Annotated in this window: 12 protein-coding genes; 7 read left to right on the forward strand and 5 right to left on the reverse strand. The window is 63.5% G+C overall.

Going from position 1 to position 16,742, the window contains the following annotated elements; all coding sequences use genetic code 11:
• Positions 1–281: 281 nt before the first annotated feature.
• Together E4M07_RS09495 and E4M07_RS09500 are read right to left on the reverse strand one after the other, a co-directional pair.
• Complete coding sequence (locus E4M07_RS09495) at positions 282–3,173, reverse strand: tetratricopeptide repeat protein (RefSeq protein WP_136658064.1); 2,892 nt, start codon at positions 3,171–3,173, stop codon at positions 282–284.
• A gap of 278 nt (positions 3,174–3,451) precedes the next feature.
• Entirely contained in the window at positions 3,452–4,135 is a 684-nt protein-coding gene (locus E4M07_RS09500; protein WP_136658065.1) for a DUF2270 domain-containing protein, read from the reverse strand.
• A 246-nt stretch (positions 4,136–4,381) separates the two neighbouring features.
• Here E4M07_RS09500 and E4M07_RS09505 point away from each other — a divergent pair, with 246 nt between their 5' ends.
• Both E4M07_RS09505 and E4M07_RS09510 read left to right on the forward strand, forming a co-directional pair.
• The gene (locus E4M07_RS09505) at positions 4,382–6,679 is read left to right on the forward strand and encodes a methyl-accepting chemotaxis protein (protein WP_136658066.1); all 2,298 of its coding nucleotides are present in this window, start codon (positions 4,382–4,384) and stop codon (positions 6,677–6,679) included.
• Positions 6,680–6,833: 154 nt separating this feature from the next.
• Positions 6,834–7,952: a hypothetical protein gene (locus tag E4M07_RS09510; protein WP_136658067.1), complete on the forward strand. Its 1,119-nt coding sequence runs from the start codon at positions 6,834–6,836 to the stop codon at positions 7,950–7,952.
• A 341-nt stretch (positions 7,953–8,293) separates the two neighbouring features.
• On the opposite strand, the gene E4M07_RS09515 is transcribed toward E4M07_RS09510, so the two are convergent.
• From E4M07_RS09515 to E4M07_RS09525, 3 genes are read right to left on the reverse strand one after another with little or no spacing between them, the layout of a single operon-like run.
• Entirely contained in the window at positions 8,294–9,142 is an 849-nt protein-coding gene (locus tag E4M07_RS09515) for an MBL fold metallo-hydrolase (RefSeq protein WP_136658068.1), read from the reverse strand.
• Positions 9,139–10,578, reverse strand: a complete 1,440-nt coding sequence (locus E4M07_RS09520) for a sulfatase-like hydrolase/transferase (RefSeq protein WP_206057208.1) — start codon at positions 10,576–10,578, stop codon at positions 9,139–9,141. Before E4M07_RS09520 ends, E4M07_RS09515 begins: the two co-directional genes overlap by 4 nt.
• A complete protein-coding gene (locus tag E4M07_RS09525) occupies positions 10,578–11,054 on the reverse strand; it encodes a MarR family winged helix-turn-helix transcriptional regulator (RefSeq protein WP_136658070.1) in 477 nt (158 codons plus the stop codon). Before E4M07_RS09525 ends, E4M07_RS09520 begins: the two co-directional genes overlap by 1 nt.
• Before the next feature lie 111 nt (positions 11,055–11,165).
• Here E4M07_RS09525 and E4M07_RS09530 point away from each other — a divergent pair, with 111 nt between their 5' ends.
• Genes E4M07_RS09530 through E4M07_RS09550 form a run of 5 tightly spaced genes read left to right on the forward strand, consistent with a single transcriptional unit; the run spans position 11,166 to position 16,742 of the window.
• Positions 11,166–12,119: a tripartite tricarboxylate transporter substrate-binding protein gene (locus E4M07_RS09530; RefSeq protein ID WP_136658071.1), complete on the forward strand. Its 954-nt coding sequence runs from the start codon at positions 11,166–11,168 to the stop codon at positions 12,117–12,119.
• Positions 12,120–12,178: 59 nt separating this feature from the next.
• Positions 12,179–12,745 carry a hypothetical protein gene (locus E4M07_RS09535; protein WP_136658072.1) on the forward strand — a complete coding sequence of 189 codons (567 nt, stop codon included), beginning with the start codon at positions 12,179–12,181 and terminating at the stop codon, positions 12,743–12,745.
• Positions 12,745–14,352: a tripartite tricarboxylate transporter permease gene (locus tag E4M07_RS09540; RefSeq protein ID WP_136658073.1), complete on the forward strand. Its 1,608-nt coding sequence runs from the start codon at positions 12,745–12,747 to the stop codon at positions 14,350–14,352. The genes E4M07_RS09535 and E4M07_RS09540 overlap by 1 nt, the downstream gene beginning before the upstream one ends.
• Before the next feature lie 9 nt (positions 14,353–14,361).
• On the forward strand, positions 14,362–15,192 hold the full coding sequence (locus E4M07_RS09545; protein ID WP_136658074.1) for a universal stress protein: 831 nt from the start codon (positions 14,362–14,364) through the stop codon (positions 15,190–15,192).
• A 20-nt stretch (positions 15,193–15,212) separates the two neighbouring features.
• A complete protein-coding gene (locus E4M07_RS09550; RefSeq protein ID WP_136658075.1) occupies positions 15,213–16,742 on the forward strand; it encodes a sulfatase-like hydrolase/transferase in 1,530 nt (509 codons plus the stop codon).

Consider the following 16,742-nt stretch of genomic DNA (forward strand, 5'->3'; position numbering starts at 1 on the left):
TTGAAGCATTTGATGGCGGAAAATCGGTCCAGTCGGCTAGGCGCGTCGCGCAGCGCGATGTGGGGCATCGGGCAAGCGGCGCAACAACGCCGATGGGCCGATTTGCCGCCACCCTGGAAAAGGAAGATGATGTTGAAAACAAATGTAGAATGTGCCGGGCGATTTTGGCCCCTGACTGCGTTGGCTCGCGCTTGTGGTGGAATGGCACCACGGCGCGCAACCCGCCTAGTCAGAGACCAAAATCGCCACGGTCAAATGATTCAATCTAGCCATGAAACGGTCTAGACCAGCGCCTTGAACCCGTGCTTCGCGCACAGGCTCCGGTGCTCCTCGACATCCTGCTGGATCAGCGGGCTGTCGGCCTTGATCGCCATGCCGAGCTCGGCCCTGATGGCGAGGCCCTGGGCTATCAGGCCGGGATTGCTGATGCTGCGTCCGATCTCGATCGCCTGGTCGATGGCGGGAAGGCATCTCTCGACTGCGCCGGACCGGAAGAGCGCCTCGGCGTAGCCGGCATAAAGATAGTAGATTTCTAGCCTTCCGGTCCGCAGATGCAGCGCCTGGCCGAAACAGTCATCGACGAGTTCGATCGCCTCGTCGGCGCGGCCGCTGCGCGCCAGTGCGGTCGCGAGGAGACCGGTGATATGCGGTTTGGGGGCGTCGTAGCCATGCGCCTCGATCAACGCCGTCGTTGTTTCCAGACAGGTGACCGCCTCATCGGCCCGGCCCATCATGATCAGGTTCCGGCCAAGTGCGTTAAGCGCGATGACCTCGGTGTACGGGTCGTCGCACGAACGCGAGATATCAAGTGCCAACTGGGCGTATTTCAGGCTCTCCTCGTAGTCGCCCTTGTCGGTGAGGAACCAGCCCAGAAAGGCGCGTGAAATAGCACCCGGAATGCCCGCCGCTCCGAGCCGCTTGGTCTGAAGATCCCCGGAGAGCTGGTCGCACAGGTCGCGCGAAAGGCGAAGCGCCGTATCCAGGTTCCCCATTGCGTGGTTGAGGACCGAAAGCAGGTGCTGGGCGGCGAAAATGTGGGGCAGAGAGTCCATCGAACGCGCCATCTCGAGCGCTTCCCCGACGATTGCGACGCCGTGCTGGTAGCGCCCTTCGAACCAGTCGACCATGCCGAGGTTGCATTTGGCCGCACAGATCTGGCTGGTCCGGTTCTGCTTCTCCGCCAGGGCGTGGACCCTCGGCAGATGGCTGTGCATCTTGGAGAATTCGCCGAGCTGCAGCATGGTCGTGCAGACCATGATCGTCAGATCGACGAAAGCCTCTTCGGCGGGCTCGCCGATTCGATCGATGCATTCGAGTGCCCGGTCGAACAGAAGCTGGAGCGATTTGCCGGCGTAGTTTCTCATGGCTCGCTCAGCGGCCTTCGAAAGATAGTCCAGTGCCAGAAGGTCGTCGCCGGCGGCCTCGGCGTGAAAAGCCAGCCGTTCATACTGGCCGCCGAGATCGGCATAGGTCGCGGAGATCACGTCTATGGCGGTCCGGTGAATGTCCCGGCGCCGCTCGCGCGGAACCGTGTTCTGGCAGGCTTCGGCGATGATGGCGTGGAAGAAGCGCACGGACCGGCCGGGTATCACCCGGGTAATGGCAAGGTGATTGAGCTGGGCGAGTATCGTCATCAGCTCTTCGGTGCCGATGCCGAGCACCTTGCGGGCGAATTCAAGCTCCACCTCTTCGCCCAGAATACTGAGCGACTGGGCGCAGTGCTTGGCGGCGCGCGGCAGCCGGTTGAGCCGGGCGTGGATCATGGACTGTACGCCCTGCGGCATCGACTGCAGTGATTCGGCCTCATCGGTATCCAGCGAACAAACCAGCTGCTCGAGAACGAACGGGATCCCGTCGGCCTGGTCCAGTGCCTTTTCGATGTTCAATTGATCGGGAATGTTCTTTGTCCACAGGCGCTCGGCAAGCAGCCGCATCTTGTCCCGCGACATCGGTTCAAGACGCAACACGGTGTCGGCAATCTGCTGTGCATCGAAAGCCGCCTCCGGACGTCCGGTCAAAAGGACGAACAGCCGCCGGCCGTCGTTGTTGTTGCACAGCAGTTCAAGGCACAGCTGGCTTTCAGGATCGACGAGGTGCAGATCTTCCAGAAGCAGCAATGTACGGTCCTTCAGCGCCAGCCGCCCGAATATCTCGACAAGTCCCTGCGCGGTCTGTTTCAAGGAAAGCTGCTGACCGGCCCGCGCCGATTTTCCGTGTCCGCCGGTCATGAGAATCGCGTCGAGCGCGCCGGCGCTGCCGGTTTCAAAGCCGGCTTCATAAAACGCAGCTTCGATCTGCGGCTGTGCTGCCTGCTCGTCCAGTTTCAGCGCGTCCAGGATCAGGCTCCGAAAGACTGCGAACGGCGTCGTCCGCTTTTGTATGTCGCCCCGGTAGACCAGCAAATGGTCGATCGCGTCCCCGGCCAGGGCTTCGTCGATGGCGGCTGCGGCAAGGCGGCTCTTGCCGATGCCGGGTTCGCCAATGAGGGCCAGGGCCGCTTTCTCGGGGGTCCGGCGGGCAATCGATTTCCGCAATATGGCCCTTTCCATGTCGCGCCCGACAATCGGAAAGTCGTATTTCTGCAGTGCCTCGTTCGCGTTGCGCCGTTCGGGTGGCGCATTGAGCATAAAAACACTTGAATTGATTTCCTCGAGGATCGGCAGATCGGGCCGCGGATGACATTCGAAATCAAGCCGGCAAAGTTCAAGTGTTTCCGCGCTGAGCAGTATCTCGCCGGGCTGTGCGCTCTTTTCCAGGCGCGCCGCCAAATGAACGGTGCCACCGACGAGATCGATCTGCGAGCCGCGCTCCAGTTCCAGATGGCGCAATCCGACCAGGCCGGAATGGATACCGACCCGGAACAGGACCTCGTTTTTCTCCGGATCGAGTATCGGTGTGTCCTTGCCGGTGAAATTCTGGATATTCCAGGCGGCCTCGCAGGCGCGGTCGGCGTGGTCTTCCAGGGAGTCGGGCCAGCCAAAAACGGCAACGCCGCCGTCCCCGGCAAAACTCACGAGGAGGCCACCGGCGCGTTCGACGCATTGGCGGATGTGCGACAGCACATCGTCTACCATGAGTTGTGCATCATCGGGATCGACTGAGGCGATGCGGCTCGTTGAGCTGACAGCGTCTACGACCAAAACCGTGACGACGCTGCGTTCTGGATACGCCATCAAATGCAATGCCTACGCCCCCGCCCCGGCATTTCACACAAGCACAATCTCGGATGCTTCCCGAAAATACGCGTGCGGTAGTCGGGGATTCCGGAATTCGCGCGAAACGGAGACTGCTCTCCGCTCAATATCATAATCTTGCAATTATTGACCCTAGGCGGCAACTATAACAGATTTTTATAAGTTGTGACAGTTGCTTACGGATCGCCACGGCCGACGCACAATTTGCCGCATGCGTGTCTGTCCGGACCGGTGGACGGCGGTTTTCGTATAGCCGGCTAATGTTCCATTGGCGACTGGCGCCGGCGGCGGTACAGCTGGTCGAGCCGCAGCGTGACAAAGGCGAATACGAACCAGCTCCCGTGGAAAAGGACTCCCGCGGCGATCACATATTGCCCGGGAATGGGTCCGATCGCGGCGCGCTCGATGAAATCGGAAACGCTGGACAGCGGAACCGGGTGGATGGCGAGCTTTCCGTAATAGGCGACGGCCTGGATCGCCAGTATCCAGGAATAATTGTTGCGCAGTCGCCGCCCGGCGGCGCGGATGAAACTGATATGATAGTGGGGCGTGCGGTAATCGTCGGCAAGCATCGCGCCCCAGTCGCTGTCAAGCCGGACCTTCTCGCCGTTCAGGATGGGGGCATAAAAATCGGATTCCAGCAGGCGCGCCCGCGCCCGGAACAGATTGTAGTAGCGGTAGCGCCGCGCCTCGAACGCCAGGAAGAAGGTGACCAGGAACCCGACAAGGATCAACGGCAGGGGCGAGGCGTTGACATTGCTGAACGTGGCCGAAAGGGCGATCCCGGTCGTTACCACCGCCCAATTTGTCGTATTGTCGAGCCGGTTGCGCCAATGGGTGCTGCGATAGACCTCACCACGGTATAAATGTGCGAGCGCTCCCAGGACGCCGGGATCGATGTCCTGTTTCGGCCACATCTTGCGGTCAACGTCGTCGGCCATGCCCCATCATAGCGCAATCTGCACTAAAAGCGCGCAATTGTTGATCAATTCGATGCGAACGGAAGACGCCCGCCGGGTGCACAGGCCCGGTCGCACGACAATCTTGCGTTGTTAATCGATCCTTTGCATTTGCGCCATAATTTGACCCTGCCTGGTCATTCGCGCCTTCAACGCGAACACGCATGATGCCTCCGACCGGATCGCCCCTCCGGCATTTTTCTTTGTTTCATTTTCGGACGCGTTTTCATGCTCATCTCTAGGAAACTGCCCCTGGCAGCCGCCGTTTTGACCGTTGTCTCGATCGCCGCCTCCAGCATTGGCGGTCTGATGATCAGTTCCAATGCCCTTACACGCGAGTACGATGAGAAACTGTCGGCGATCGCCGACGGACGGCGTAACCAGATCGAGACCTATCTCGAGGCGACGAAGAAGGATATCGAGGAAATCGCGGTCACACCGAATGTTGCCGCGGCACTGAACCTGTTCGGCATCGCCTTGACGATGGTGAAGGAGGGCAGGGAGGACGAATTCCTGTCGCTGGTCACCGACCAGGATCTCAGCTTCCAGGAGAAGATGGACCAAAGCACGCCGAGCGGCGCGCGCGTCTATCTGAACCATGAGGGCAAGTTCGGTCCGGTCTTCGAGAAGATTTCGCAGGAAAACGATTTCGAGGATATCTTCCTCATCAATGCCGACGGGCGCGTCGTCTACACGCTGCTGAAAAACACCGATTTCAACATCAACATCAATGACGAAGCGTGGAAGGACACCGCCCTGGCGCAGATCTTCGAAAAGGCGCTGGCCATGGGCGATGCCGAGGGCGTGACCTTCCTCGACTATCGCCCCTATGCGACGGGCAGCCGGCCGCTGACCGCTTTCGTCGCCAAACCGGTGATCGTCGCCAACGAAGTCAAGGGCGCCTTCATCGTTGCGCTGCCGACCGGCAAGATCGAAGCCATCATGTCCAACAGGACGGGACTGGGCGAGACGGGCGAAACCGTGCTCCTCCGGTCCGACGGATTTCTGCTCACCGACTCGCCGCTGACTGAGACCAACGATGTCGCGCAGGCGCAGCTTGATCCAGGGCAGTTCCGTGCGCTGGAGGCGCGGGAAATCCTGACCGGGCAGACCGACAACTATCGCGACATGAACGCGACGGTCGCCTTTGCACGGGTCGATTTCCTCGATTCCGGCTGGGTCGTTGCGGCGCTGGTCGACAGCCGCGAAGCCGGGCAGGCGGTCGCTTCCATGCGGCAGATTGTCATCGTCGTTTCGCTGGTGCTTCTGGCGGTGGCGCTCGGCGGCGCGCTCCTGTTCTCGCGCAACCTGACCCGCCCGATCAATGCGCTGGTCAGTAACATGCGCCAGCTCAGCGAAGGCCGGACGGATTTCGACATCGGGGACACGGAGCGCAGGGACGAGATCGGCGACATGGTGCGTTCGGTCGCTGTCTTCAAGGAAGCGACCATCGAGAAGGAACGGCTCGAACACGAAGCCGAAGAGACACGCGAAACCTCGGAGCGCGAGGCCGCGGAACGGTCGGCGGCTAAGGCCGAGGAGACCGGCCGGATGCAGGCCGCCGTCGAGGCGCTGGCCGGCGGCCTGACGCGCCTCTCGGAGGGCGATCTGTCGGTGCGGCTGGACGAGCCGTTCATGGACAGCCTCGACCGGCTGCGTGTCGATTTCAACGCGACGGTCGAAAAGCTCAATTCGACCCTCAACCGTATCCAGGGCAATTCCGGGTCGATCGACGGCAATGCCAGGGAAATGCGCGCATCGGCGGACGATCTTTCGCGGCGCACCGAGCAACAGGCGGCATCGCTGGAAGAGACATCCGCGGCACTTGAGGAAATCACCTCGACAGTTCGCGAGACGTCGGAGCGCGCGGCCGAGGCGGAGCAGATGGCTAACGCGGCGAAGGACGATGCCGACCGGTCGAGCGGCGTTGTCGCCGACGCCGTTTCGGCGATGGAGGGCATCGAGAAAGCGTCGCGGGAAATTTCCAACATCATCAACGTGATCGACGAGATCGCCTTCCAGACCAATCTCCTGGCCCTCAATGCAGGCGTCGAGGCGGCGCGGGCCGGCGACGCCGGCAAGGGCTTTGCCGTCGTTGCCCTGGAAGTGCGGGAGCTTGCCCAGCGGGCGGCGGGCGCGGCGACCGAGATCAAGGAGCTGATCACCAAGTCCGGCGCCGAAGTCAGCAACGGTGTCAGCCTCGTCAAGGCGACGGGCGAAGCGCTCGGTCAGATCTCTCATCATGTCGCCGACATCAACGGGCGCATAACGACGATCGCGTCGGCGGCAAAGGAGCAGCTGACGGGCATCCAGGAGGTCAATTCGGCCGTTACGCAGATGGACCGCATGACGCAGCAGAACGCCGCCATGGTCGAGGAGACCAATGCGGTGATCCACAAGCTCGCCGACGACGCCGGCGGTCTGTCTGAAGCGGTGGCCGAGTTCCGGCTCGCCGGGGACGCCGCTGCGACCGGTCCGGTTCCGGATCACGAGACCGACGTCGAGGATCACCGGCTGGCCGGCTGAAGACGCCGGCCTTTGCGAGCGGTTCCTCCGGTTGCGGACCGGGGAGGCCCCTTGGGGATTATCGATAAAGTTGTGACGTTCTCGACACTCATGTAGGCTCGGTCGGCGGCATTTTGCTGCCGGCCGGTTCCACGTGTAGTCGGGCCAGATCACGATGAAATGGATCAACGATACCGAACTGCCGGATATCGTCGCCGGGTTCTGGGACGCGGCGGCGCAGCCGGACGAGTGGTCCCGCGTTCTGCAATCGGCCAGTGAGATCCTGCACGCCGAGGGCGCAATCATCATCAATCATGCGCCGGAAGGCGGCAGCTATTACAGCTCGCCCCGCATGAAGGCGATGATGGAGGAGTTCTTTTCACACAACTGGGTGAACCGGAATCCGTGGCCGCAGCGGATCATGCGCAAAAGGCTGAACAAGGATGCGGTCACAGAGTGGCTGCTGTTCAGCCGCGAGGAGCTGAACCGGCTGGAGGTCTACAATGACTGGACGCTGAAGAACGGGTTTTGCGGCTCGCTCGCGACAATCATCAACAGCGACGACGGGATCATCAGTTTCGATTGCGGAAGGACCATTGCCCAGGGACCGTTCGGCGAAAAGGATGTCGCCCAGTTCCGGAAGATCATCCCGGCGATGCGGAACGCGGCCTATATCGGAAAGCGCATCTCGGAGGCGCGGGATGCCGGTGCCGGAGACATTGTCGATCAAATGTCCTGCGGTGCCCTCCTGATCGACAACTGGGGAAGAACGGTCCGTGCAAACGCCGCCGGCGAACGTCATGTCAGGGACGCGTTCGAGACGATGGACGGCCGCCTTGTCCCAAAGCATCCGGGTGCGCGGGACCGCTTCAAGGCGGAATGCAACCGTGCCCTGCGCGCCCTTTGGACGTCGCAGGTGCCGCTTTCCGAGTCTCAGGCCATAACGCTGATGCGCCAGGACAGCCGGCCGCTGGTGGCTCGGATCTTTCCGGTCTACGGCGCCATGAACGACATCCTGCGGCGGGCCAGGCTTTTGATGATCATCGTCGACCCGGACGAGGAGGCGTATATCGAAGCCGACGTTCTGCAGAACGTGTTCGGAATGACGCGAAGCGAGGCGGAGGTCTGCCTCGATATCGCCCGCGGTGTGGCGCCGGCGCAAATCGCCGCCGTGCGGCGGGTCTCGGTGCACACGATCCGCAGGCAGGTGAAGTCCGCTTTCATGAAAACCGGAACCCGGCGCCAGCCGGAACTGGCGGCATTGATTGGCAGATTGACCAATCGGCTGTCCTAGAGCGTGTCTGGCTTAGTTTGAATCATTTGACCGTGGCGATTTTGGTCGCTGGCTAGGCGGATTGCGCGCCGTGGTGCCACCCCACCGCAAGCGCGAGCCAACGACGCCAGGGGCCAAAATCGCCCGGCCCATTCAGAAGTTGGTTTTCGATATCCACCTCCCTTTCCGGGGTGGGGAAAATCGGTCCATCGGCGTTGTTGCGCCGCTTGCCCGATGCCCCACATCGCGCTGTGCGACGCGCCTAGCCGACTGGACCGATATTCCGCCATCAAATGCTTCAAACTAAACCAGACACGCTCTAGGGTCCGCGCCGGCCGACCGGCGGACGGCACCGTGCCCGATCAGATCGAATATTCGTTCAGGTCCTCGACGATCTCGGATGGCCCGCTGAAATGCGTGCGCAGATCCGCCCGGGCGCCCTCGTGACCCGCCTCGGTGTCCATGTGGATGCGGAAGTGGCTGATCAGCAGGCGCACGGCATCGGCGCGGGCCGCCATTTTCGCAATGTCCGCCGGGGTCGGGCTCATTCCGGACAGCGCCGGGTGGACCTCCTCGCCGCTCAGGCGGTAGCACCAGTGCAGCAGCAGGTCGGCGCCGGCGCTGAGATGTTCGAGGTCGTCGCAGATCGCCGCATCGCCCGAATAAACGAACTTCTTGCCGCCGCTTTCAACTGAAAAGGCCATGCAGTCGAAGGCCGGCTGGGCATGCGGCACCTCGCAGGAATTGAGCGTCCAGCCGTTCCCCTCGAAGGAGAAGCCCGGGCTGATTTCAACAACTTCGGGCGCCGGCCACGGGCGCGGCAGGGTGCCGCCGCGTGACAGCCAGACCTCCTGGCTGGGTTTCAGCTCGGTGCGCGCGTAGAGATCCGCCGACAGGACACCGTCGCGTCCGAAATAGCCTTCGGTGATCCTGGCGATCGGAGACGGGCCCCAGACCTTCAGCGGCGGGGCGCCCTCGTCCCATGCGGCGTGCACGAGCCGGGCATAGTCCATCATGTGGTCGGTATGCAGATGCGAGAAGAAAAGGTGCGTGATGTGCGAAGGCAGCCGGCCGGACCGGACCAGGTTGTCGAACACACCGCCGCCGCAGTCGAAGAGGATGCGGTCGTCGCCGATCTCCAGCAGATAGCCGCTCGAGGCCCGGCGGGCATAGGCCTCGGGCGAGCCGGATCCGAGGATTGTCAGTTTCATGGCGTCGTCTCCGGTGGTGGTGTCGCGCCCGGCGCGCCGAGGCCGAGGGCGGCCTCGCGCCCGCCCATGCGCTCGATCAGGGCGGCCTGGTCGGCAAAGGCCCGGGCGTCGGTTGCCTCGGGGTCGCAGATCCTGCGGAGTTCGGCATCCATCATTGCGACGATGTCGCGGAAGGCCGGATCTGCCGCAAGATCGCGTGTTTCTTCAGGGTCCGTTTCCAGATCGAACAGTTCGGGGGAAAAGCCGACGTAGTAATGATATTTCCAGCGCCCCTTTTTCAGCATGAAGGCGCCGGAAACGGCGCCGGCGGCATGGTACTCGCTGAAAACGATGCGCTCCGGATCATCCCGTTCGCGGGCGATTGCGTCGAGCGGCCGGATGCCGCCGGCCCCGTCGATTTCGGCGCCGAACAGGGCGGGTATCGTCGCCGAGAGATCGACAAGGCTGACAGGCGTGCGGCAAATTCCGGCCGGAACGCCGGGGCCGGCCATGATCATCGGCACGGCAACGCTCTCAAGATAGAGGTTTGACTTGCCCCAAAGGCCCCGCGCCCCGACATTGTCGCCGTGGTCGGAGGTGTAGACGACCACCGTGTTTTCCGCCTGACCCGTTGCGTCCAGGGCGCCGAGGATCTCGCCGACATTGTGGTCGAGCCAGGTGCAAAGCCCGTAATAGGCGGCTATCGCGCGCAGGCGCTCTTCCTCGTCCTCGAACTTTGCCTCGGAATCGTTCAGGCCGTTCTGCTTTTCCACCCAGGGGTGGCGCGGATGGCCGTCGCGCGGATGCAGTTTCGCATCCGGCAAACGATCGAGCGGATAAAGATCATAGAATGCCTGCGGTACGACGAGCGGAAAATGCGGCGCGACCAGGCCGACATAAAGGCACCAGGGGTGCCTGTCGGCCGCTTCGGCGCGGTCCTCCAGCCATTCGACCGTGCGCCTTGTCACGGCGGCATCGTAGTCGGTGTACTTGCTGTCGCCGGGGCCGATATAGTCGCCGAGCATGCGGCCGGAGGCGCTGATGCGTTCGTCCTCCTTGCGGATCGAGGCCCAGACCATACCGACGCCGCCTGCCACCATCATCGGAATGTGTTCGACGTCGAAACCGGCCGGATCCTCCTGCGAGCGGTAGTGAAGCTTGCCGATGGACTCCACCGGAACGCCCTTGTCCTGCAAGGCATGGCCCCATCCGGGAATCGAGCCGTCATAGGGCGTGGCGTTGTCCCACATGCGCGTCTGGTGCACGTAGCGGCCGGTGGCGAAGCTGGCGCGGGCCGGAACGCAGATGGAACTCGGCGTGTAGGCATCTGCAAAGCGCGTGCCCCTTGCCGCCAGCGCGTCGAGATGCGGCGTGCGGACCAACGGATGCCCGGCGCAGCCCATGGCGCGGGCCTGGTGCTCGTCCGACATCAGGATGAGGCAATTGGGCGCCTGCATCACAGGAACTCGTGGTTCTGCGCCGCCATCTCCAGCTTGTCGAGGGCGGAGAAGATGGCCTTGCTCTCGGTCTTGGAGAGACTGCCGACCAGGTAGGACTGCCGCTTGCGCATCTCGGGCAGCGTCTTCTTGAAGATCCGTTTGCCCTTTTTCGTCAGCGACAGGCGCTGCTGGCGCTGGTCGGTCTCGTCACCGGTTGCCATAACCAGGCCTTCCGCGATCATGCCCCTGAGGCAGCGGCTCAGCTGCCCCTTGTCCATGGCGATCTTGCGGCGGATTTCCGAGTGTGTCGTGTCGCCCTCCGCGCCGATCGACAACATGACCCGCCAATGGGCGAGCGCGATTCCCGACGTCTTCTCGAGGAACTTTGCCGCATGCACGTTGAGTCTCGAATGCACCTGGTGGATGCGCCAGGTCAGAACGTCCTGTAGCGGTGTTTGTTCGCCGAATTCCGGTGGGTATATCGCGGTGCTCATGCGGTCCTCTTTTCTGCGTCGATCATAGGCCTATTGGTTGACTTGTCAACTTTTTAGTTGACCTATCAACTAAATTGTGAGAGCCTTTGCACAGTTGAATGGGAGGAGCAAATGAAAAGACTAATTCGACTAGGGATCGCAACGCTCGTCGCCGCCGCGACGGCGACCGGCGCCTTGGCGGCCGAGTGGACGCCGCCCGGGCCGATCAAGCTGCTGATCGCCTTCCGCGCCGGCGGCGGCGCCGATACCCAGGCCCGGCTGATCGCCGAGGAACTCGAAAACCGCCTCGGATGGAAATTCATCCCCGAGCAGGTCACCGGCAAGGGCGGCATGAACATGGCGGCCGCGTTGAAGGACATGCCCAATGACGGGACCGTCATCGGCATGGCCGTGACCGAAACCTTCGGATACAACATGGCGGCGGCGCCGAAATCCGGCATGACGCCCGCCGACTTCACCGGTCTTTCGACAACTGCCGGGTTCCAGATGGGCGTGGTCGCCCTGACCTCGAAGGGCTGGAAATCGTTCGACGACGTGGTGGCGGCCGCCAAGGGCGGCGAGGAGCTGCGTTTCGGCGCCATGAGCCCGCGGCTGGCGGATCTTGCCTATCTGCTCGGCAAGGCGCAGGGCGTCGAATTCAACATCGTTTCCGTCAAGGGCGGAAAGGCCGTCATGGACGGCGTCAATGCCGGCGACCTCGATCTCGGTTTCATGGCGGGCATCCAGGCGAAGGGCGTTGCGGCCGGCGACCTGGTCAATCTTGCCTCGGCGCTTTCGACACCTCTCGTGCAGACGCCGCAGGCGCCGACCTTCGCCGATCTCGGCGTTGAATTCGATTCCGACGGACAGTTCGTCTTTGTCGGCCCAGCGGAGATGCCGGCCGAGGCCCGCGACGCGCTTGCCAAGGCCATCGCCGATGTCGTTTCCGACGAAAACACCAAGGCCGGCGGCCTTATCAAGAACAATTTCGGCGGTGCGACGGTCGTCACCGGCGATGATCTCACGGTGCTGATGCAGAACGGCTACGAGAGCGCCGGAAAGCTGCTGGACGCGGCATCCGAATAGCGTCCTCCCGCGGGCCTGCCAAAGGGCAGGCCCGTCCGCCTCGCCCGGGAGAAGAGACCATGTCGAATGAATCCCGATCCAACCTCGTCCTGGGCATCTTCTTTGCCGTCTTTGCTCTGCTGCTGATCTTCGTCTGGATCCCGCTCGACACCGATACCGGGCTGATCGAGAAGGTGCGGCGCCAGGTAACCATCGGCGACGCACTGGCGCCGACGGTGGCGGGCATCTTCCTGCTGATCGGCGGCCTCATCCTGATCGTCTTCGAGCGCAAGGCGGCGGACCAGCCGGAAATCGATCCGGTCAATCTCGGCTTCATGGCGGTGGTGTTCGTGCTTCTGGCGGCGAGTTTCCTCGTCATGCGCTATGGCGGGCCGGCCCTGGTGGCGCTGGTCAATCTGACGCGCGAGACGCCGCTCGAGTACCGGCTTTTGCGCGACAGCGCGCCGTGGAAGTTCACCGGGTTCTTTTTCGGCGGCACCTTGATGATCGGCGGGCTGATCAGCCTTGTCGAGGGCCGCGTCACGCCGCGTGCTGTGCTGATCGGCGTCATCGCCGTGCTGGCGATGATCGCGGTCTACGATCTGCCCTTCGACGATCTTCTGCTGCCGCCGAACGGTGACGTGTAATGGGCACGCTCGACTATATCTGGGCAGGCGTTCTCGCCGTCTTCCTCGGGCCGGAGCTGTTTTCGATTTTCGGCGTGCCGGTGCCGGTCACCATCGTGATGATTTTTGCCGGCTTCCTTCTGGGCATTGCCGTCGGTGCGACGCCGGGCCTTGCCGGACCGATCGCCATGGCGATCGCGCTGCCGATCCTGATTTCCATTTTCGGCTACACACCGGACGCACTCCTGCCGGTGATGGGGTTCCTGATCGGCGTCATGAAAGGCGCGACCATCGGCGGCGCGGTGCCGGCAATCCTGTTCAACACGCCGGGCACGCCCGATGCCTACATGACGACGCTGGACGGATACCCGATGACCCGAAAGGGCCAGGCGAAAAAGGCCCTGCGGGTCGCCCATCTGTCGTCGGTCAGCGGCGACACCTTTTCCGACATGGTCCTCTTCATCTGCGCGCCGTTCCTGGCGCTGCTCGTCGAGGGTTACCTGGACCTGCCGGAAAAGACCGCGCTTCTTATCCTGTCGCTCTCCTTCATCGCCGCCGTGATCGGCGGCTCGCCCGCCAAGGGCCTGATATCGACCGGCCTCGGCCTGCTCTTTGCCTATGTGGCAACGGGCGAGGACTTCTATCCGCGCCTGTCGCTCGACAGCAAGGTGCTGGCGCAGGGCTTTCCGCTGGCGACCGCCATCCTCGGCGTGCTGATCGTCGGCGCGGTGTTCAAGGAACTGACCGACCTGTGGCGCGAGAAGCGAGAAAGCGGCGCCCTTGTCGGCACCGTCAAGGACAGCGGCGACCAGCGCCTGCACATGGCGGAGATCCGCCGGCTCATGCCCCATATCGGGCGTTCCGCGGTGATCGGCACCGCCATCGGCGCACTGCCCGGCATCGGCTCGACGCTCGCCGCCACCATCGGCTATACGGTGGGCAAGGCGCGCTACCAGCGCACCAAATCGCCCGAGGAACCCGAATTCGGCAAGGGCGCGCCGGAAGGCATCGCGGCAACGGAAGCCGCCAATTCGTCGGTCTCCGGCGCCAATCTCATCCCGGTCCTGTCGCTCGGCATCCCCGGCAACGCCGCCGCCGTCTTCCTCATCCTCGCCGCCGACAGCATCGGCGGCTTCAACCCCGGCCCCTCCGTGTTCCGGTTCACGGCGGACGCCGTCAATACCGAGCTCGTCATCGCCTTCGGTCTTTTCACCGCCATGGTCGTTGCCAATGTCCTCAACTGGACGATCGGCGGCGTCTTCATGCGTTCCATGGGCGTCATGACGCGCATTCCCAAACAGGTGCTGCTGCCGACTGTGCTTTTGCTGACACTGACGGCCATCTATGTGCAGGAAACCCGCATGGACGCGATCTGGTTCACTCTCGGGTTCGGCCTGCTCGGCTATGCCATGCGCGTTGTCGCCATCTCGCCGCTGCCCTTCGTCATCGCCTTCATCCTCGGCGGCAAGCTGGAAGAAAGCGCCCGGCAGGCGTTCGCCTCGACCGGCGGCGACCCCTGGTTCCTGTTCACCCATCCGATCGCGGCCGTCTTCATGGCGCTGTCGGTCGGCGTGATCCTGCTGACGGCGCGCAACAACCGGGCCCGCGCCGCGCGGGCCTCGACCTGAGGGGGAACGATGGCCATCAAGAACATTCTCGTTGCCTATAACGGTTCCGAATCCTCCGATGCGGCGGTGCATTCCGCGGTGCTCGCGCACGACAAATACGGGGCGCATGTCACCGGTCTCTTCGCCCATGCCAGCGCCACCTCGCGGCTGGGTCGCTACACCTGGGTTCCCGATACCGTGCGACAGACGCTGGACGAGCTCGAGGCCGATGCCCATGCGGGTATCGGCGAACGGTTCACCGCGGCCATCGCGGGGCGAGTGCCGGAAGACAGGCTGCACTGGATCGAAAGCGGCGGCGAATCCGATGCCACCGTCGCCGATTACGCGCGCATGTACGATCTCACCATTGTCGGCCGCCGCGACGTTCTGCAGGGCAGCAGGCGCCTGGAACTGCATCCCGACCGGATCGCCATGCGCAGCGGCCGCCCGGTGCTCGTCGTGCCGCGCGACTACCGGCCGGAGCGGATCCACGAGCACGCGGTGCTCGCCTGGGACGGTCACCGCACCGCCACCCGCGCCATGAACGACGCGATGCAGATTCTCGAAACCAAGCAGAAGGTGACCGTGCTGAGCATCGACGATGGCGAACGCGGCCGGGCGCTGGAAGGCATCGACGTTGCCACGGCGCTCGCCCGTCACGGCATCGACGTCGAGATGGCCGAACCGCCGCTCGGCAAGAAAAGCGTCGGGCAGGCGATCCTCGATTTCTGCGACGAAGAGGGCGCCGGCCTTCTGGTGATGGGCGCCTATGAGCACAGCATGTTCCGCGAGGAGCTTCTCGGCGGCGTCACGCGGTTCGTCCTGGAAAACGCGAAACTGCCGATCCTCATTTCCCACTAGGCAACCCGGGTGCGACCAAGATGACCAGACCGAATTTCCTCATCATATCGGCGGACCAGCAGCGCGGCGACTGCATCGGCGTCGAGGGCCGCGGCGTCAAGACACCCAACCTCGACCGCCTTTGCGCCGAGGGCACGCGGTTCTCGGCCTGCATCACGTCCTGCGCGGTGTGCCAGCCGGCGCGGGCGTCGATCCTGACCGGGCAGCTCTGCCGCACCCACGGCGTGCACGACAATGGTATCGACCTCGATCCGGCGACCGGTGAGAAGGGCTTCGCCGGGGCGCTGGCGGCAAACGGCTACCAGACCGCGTTTTTCGGCAAGGCGCATTTCGCCACCTATCACGCGCGCCACAAGACCGGCTCGCCCGAGAGCGTTCTGTCTTCCGAGGATTTCGGCGACGACTGGTGCGGCCCCTATATGGGTTTCGAGCATGTCGAGCTGATGCTCGTCGGCCACAACTGGTTCGCGCCGGAAAAGCCGCCGCGCGGCCAGCATTTCGAGCGTTTCTTCCACCGCGGCGGGCGCGGCGATGAATTGCAGGAGCTCTACTGGAAGAACGGCGGCGACACGAAAGGCGCGGCGCAGACCTGGCACTCGCAGCTACCGCTCGCCTTCCACAACACGCCCTGGACGGCGGACCGGGCGATCGAGTGGCTGAAATCCGGCCGCGGGAAGGACCGGCCCTTCTGCGCCTGGGTCAGTTTTCCCGACCCGCACCACCCGTTCGACTGCCCGGAGCCCTGGTCGCGGCTGCACGATCCCGCCGAGATTGCCCTGCCCGAGCACCGCACCCGCGATTTCGAGAACCGCCCCTGGTGGCACGAAGCGGCGGTGGAGAACGAGCCGGTGGGCGATGTCGAGAACGTCAAGATGCGCAAGGCCTACAGCCGCATCCAGGAACAGAGCGACGAACAGCTGCGCGAGATCATCGCCAACACGTTCGGCCAGCTCTCCTTCATCGACGACAATGTCGGCCGGCTGATGAATGCGCTCACCGACGCCGGGCTCGATGACAACACCTATGTCATCTACATCTCGGACCATGGCGACTGGCTCGGCGACCACGGCCTCGTGCTCAAGGGCCCGATGCACTACGAGGGGCTGCTGCGGGTCCCGATGATCGTGCGCGGGCCGGGTGTCGCGGCGGGCGCGGTCGTCGACGAGCCGGTGTCGACCCTCGACATCGCGCCGACCCTGTTCGACCTGTCGGGCGCCAAGCCGCTTCTTGCGCAGCACGGCGAGAGCCTGCGGGCGCTCATGGAAGGCAGGGACGCGCCGCGCGATTTCGCGCTCAACGAGTGGGAGCTGCTGCCGGCGCGGGTCGGCGTCGCGCTGTCATTGCGCACCGTGCGCACGAAGACCCACAAGCTGACCATGGACCTGCGGTCCGGCGCCGGCGAGATGTACGACCTCGTCAACGATCCGGGCGAGATGAACAATATCTTCGACGATCCCGCGGCGCGCGAAACGCGCAAGCGGCTCGTTTCCTATCTCGATGAACGCCCCGACGATATCGGTCCCAACCGCGAGCCGGTCGGATCGGCGTAG

This window comes from Nitratireductor sp. XY-223, from assembly GCF_004959855.1.
In the GTDB taxonomy this organism is placed as follows: Bacteria; Pseudomonadota; Alphaproteobacteria; order Rhizobiales; family Rhizobiaceae; genus Hoeflea_A.